4 protein-coding genes and 1 tRNA gene are annotated in these 2,914 nt (G+C 49.8%); 3 read left to right on the forward strand and 2 right to left on the reverse strand.

Annotation, left to right across the window (positions count from 1 at the left end):
* Positions 1–165: 165 nt before the first annotated feature.
* Positions 166–408, forward strand: a complete 243-nt coding sequence (locus HW443_RS10365; protein ID WP_176236978.1) for a Rossmann-fold NAD(P)-binding domain-containing protein — start codon at positions 166–168, stop codon at positions 406–408.
* A 145-nt stretch (positions 409–553) separates the two neighbouring features.
* On the opposite strand, the gene HW443_RS10370 is transcribed toward HW443_RS10365, so the two are convergent.
* Complete coding sequence (locus HW443_RS10370; RefSeq protein ID WP_176232221.1) at positions 554–793, reverse strand: hypothetical protein; 240 nt, start codon at positions 791–793, stop codon at positions 554–556.
* A gap of 297 nt (positions 794–1,090) precedes the next feature.
* On the opposite strand from HW443_RS10370, the gene argJ reads away from it, so the two are divergent.
* Positions 1,091–2,305 carry a bifunctional glutamate N-acetyltransferase/amino-acid acetyltransferase ArgJ gene (gene argJ, locus HW443_RS10375; protein WP_258190509.1) on the forward strand — a complete coding sequence of 405 codons (1,215 nt, stop codon included), beginning with the start codon at positions 1,091–1,093 and terminating at the stop codon, positions 2,303–2,305.
* A 225-nt stretch (positions 2,306–2,530) separates the two neighbouring features.
* A tRNA-Cys gene (locus HW443_RS10380) sits at positions 2,531–2,624 on the forward strand.
* A 73-nt stretch (positions 2,625–2,697) separates the two neighbouring features.
* Here the strand turns inward: HW443_RS10380 and HW443_RS10385 are convergent.
* On the reverse strand, positions 2,698–2,914 hold a 217-nt coding region (locus HW443_RS10385; protein WP_176238161.1), incomplete at its 5' end, for a zinc-dependent metalloprotease.

The raw sequence follows: 2,914 nt of genomic DNA on the forward strand, positions 1-2,914 counted from the left end.
GGATCCCTCTATTCAGCCACTTGCGCCCAAAACAAAAATAACAAAACCTAGGCAAACAAGATAGAGCCACCAGGCACGATCTTATTTGTGCAAGAAGCATAAGTACCCGGATTTACCCTGTTGCAGGACAAAACTTACCTGGACTGAAGGTTAAAAACCGCCTTCATAGAGGAGGGAGTGGTCCACTATTGTGTGGCTAATATGCCTGGGGCGGTTCCTCACATCTCTATCAAAGCTCTGGCCAATGCCACCCTATCCTACATTCTAAGGTTGGCTGGGCAGGGCCTAGAACAAGCTGCCCAGAGGGATCCCGCCCTCCGCAAGGGCATTAATCTCTGGCAAGGGAAAGTTACCCATAAAGGAGTGGCAGAGGCTCACAATCTGGAGTTGTCTTCGCTTCCTTTTTGAACGCGCAGACCAGTGACTATCTAGCGTGTGGCACTTATTCGAGTTGCGTACAGGGACGGGTGGGGATTAGGCTGTCGCCTGTATCCTGTCTTCTTTAGCCAGTAGGCACTTCGAGAGGTATTGATTCCAGCGACTTCCCCTTGTCCTAAGCTGCTCTATCCCATCTCCTGTACATAATGCCCACTACCACAGTCCCTACCACAATGATAACATCCACAAGATAAATAACCTGGAAAGCTGTTACTCTATAGTTAGAACTTCCAACCACCAGATTAATGATAGCTCCCAAAATTAGAGCCAAAAGTATGGTGGAAATTCCACTCCCCAAACAGCCAAGAGCAATCTTCCTGCCTTTGGACTTCTCTGGCCTGTTTGTCTCTTCCACTTTGTCCCCCTTCCCGCTGTGGTTTGTATTCACATATATAGAACGTATCTTATCATAAATTAGCCGAAAGAAAATCGCACATCCGAGACTGATAAAGTAACTGACTTCCCTTTTCAGAGGACTTGGGATATCTACCAGGAGGCGAAGGCGTAGCCCGGGCGTCGGGAATGCTTCAAGTCAGGCCTGGTTTGGATTACCTTGAGATAATCATCTTGAAATAAGGTAGAAGGAATGTATACTATGCACATAAGGTGGAGATCAAGCCCGTTTCTTACTGGAAGGAGATGGAGGAAGAGGTTGCCCGAGCCGTTCACTGAGGTTCCCGGAGGTGTTGCTGCTCCCAAGCATTTTCAGGCCGCAGGGGTCTCCTGTGGTCTCAAGGAGAGTGGTGGGAGGGATCTGGCCTTGATCTATTCAGAAACTCCGGCCACGGCTGCTGCTTTATTTACCACTAACAGAGTGGTAGCAGCACCGGTGGAGCTAAGCAGAGAAAATGTGGAGAAAGGTCTAATCCGGGCCATTCTTATTAATAGCGGCAATGCTAATGCCTGCACCGGGGAGCAAGGTCTGCGAGATGCCCGGGAGATGGCAGAGATAGCTGCCCATCAACTGGGAATAAGCCCCAAGGAAATTTTGGTTGCTTCCACCGGCCCTATCGGCCGTCTTCTGCCCATGGATAGAGTAAGGAAAGGAATTGAGCTGGCCGTAAGTTCGCTTACCCCCACAGGTGGAGGTAAGGCAGCCGAAGCTATTTTAACTACAGACACTCGCCCAAAGGAGGTGGCCGTGCAGTTCGAGATAGGTGAGCGAACTGTTACTTTGGGCGGGATGGCTAAAGGATCGGGCATGATTGCTCCCCATCTGGCTACCCTGCTGGCGTTCATTACTTCAGATATAAAGATCGAAAAGGGATGCTTGAAGACCTGTCTCCAACGAGCTGTTGATAAGTCCTTCGATATGATCACCGTAGACGGCGATACCAGCACGAATGACATGGTGGCTGTTCTGGCTAACGGAGCAGCAGGAAATGACGAAGTGGTCTCTGGTACACCGGGGGAGGCGCTCTTTCAGGAAGCCTTGAATCATGTGTGCATAGAGCTGGCCAAGATGATAGTTAAGGATGGGGAAGGGGCGACCAAGTTTCTGGAGATCAGGATAAAGGGTGCGGCCAGTCAGGAGGATGCCAGAAAAGCAGCCATGGCGGTGGCTAACTCCAATCTGGTCAAGACGGCCTTTTTTGGTGAAGATCCCAATTGGGGGAGAATCATTTGTGCTCTGGGCTATTCGGGAGCGGAGCTACATCCCAACAGGTTTGATCTCTATTTTGGCGATGAACAAATTGTAAAGGCGGGCTCTCCTCTTGAGCATGCTCAGGAGAAGTTGCGTCAAATCCTAAAATCGCCGGAGATTGTTGTACATGCAAACCTACATATTGGCGAGTCCGAAGCGGTAGTCTGGACCTGCGATCTCTCTTACGACTACGTCAGAATAAACTCCCAGTACCACACGTAAGGCCATACTGAGAGAAGACATACTTAGGATACAGTTGTAGGTGATCATTCCCTAATTAGCGAAACACTCTGGGCACCTAAAATAGGCAGAACAAAAATCCTGGTCAGAAAATGTGCATCAGTTCTTCATACATCAAAATTAGTACCCACCAGCCTTGAGACGATCACCTTGCAGAGGGTATACTGCGAGGAGCAGGGATTGGCTGGAGGGAGCTAAGATTAGCAGGAGGGCGATGGAACTGGGTTCCCGCTGGTCTGCAAAACCAGTAGGTGTCCCTGGGCATCAGGGATCCGGTCGGTTCGAATCCGATACGCCCTCTTCAGTTTTAAGCTAAGTTTCTAAGGTTTCACGCCTGACCTGATGCTAGCAATGCTGTTCTTCAGGACCCGGGTCTAACCCTCTACTCTCTCCTTCATTCGTTTGATCCAGAGTTCAGGGTGGCCTATTTCCTGCAGGGTGGGCAGGTTGGCCGGGCCAACCCACACCTCATTCATGAAGGTTATTCCTTCTTTCTTCACTACCTGGTCAACAAAAGCCTGTCCCATAATGTACTGTCTTAGTTTAACCTCCAGGCCGGTCAGCTTAATAAAAAGCTTTTCGGCCTGACTT

This window comes from Candidatus Hakubella thermalkaliphila, assembly GCF_013281975.1.
GTDB lineage: Bacteria > Actinomycetota > Humimicrobiia > Hakubellales > Hakubellaceae > Hakubella > Hakubella thermalkaliphila.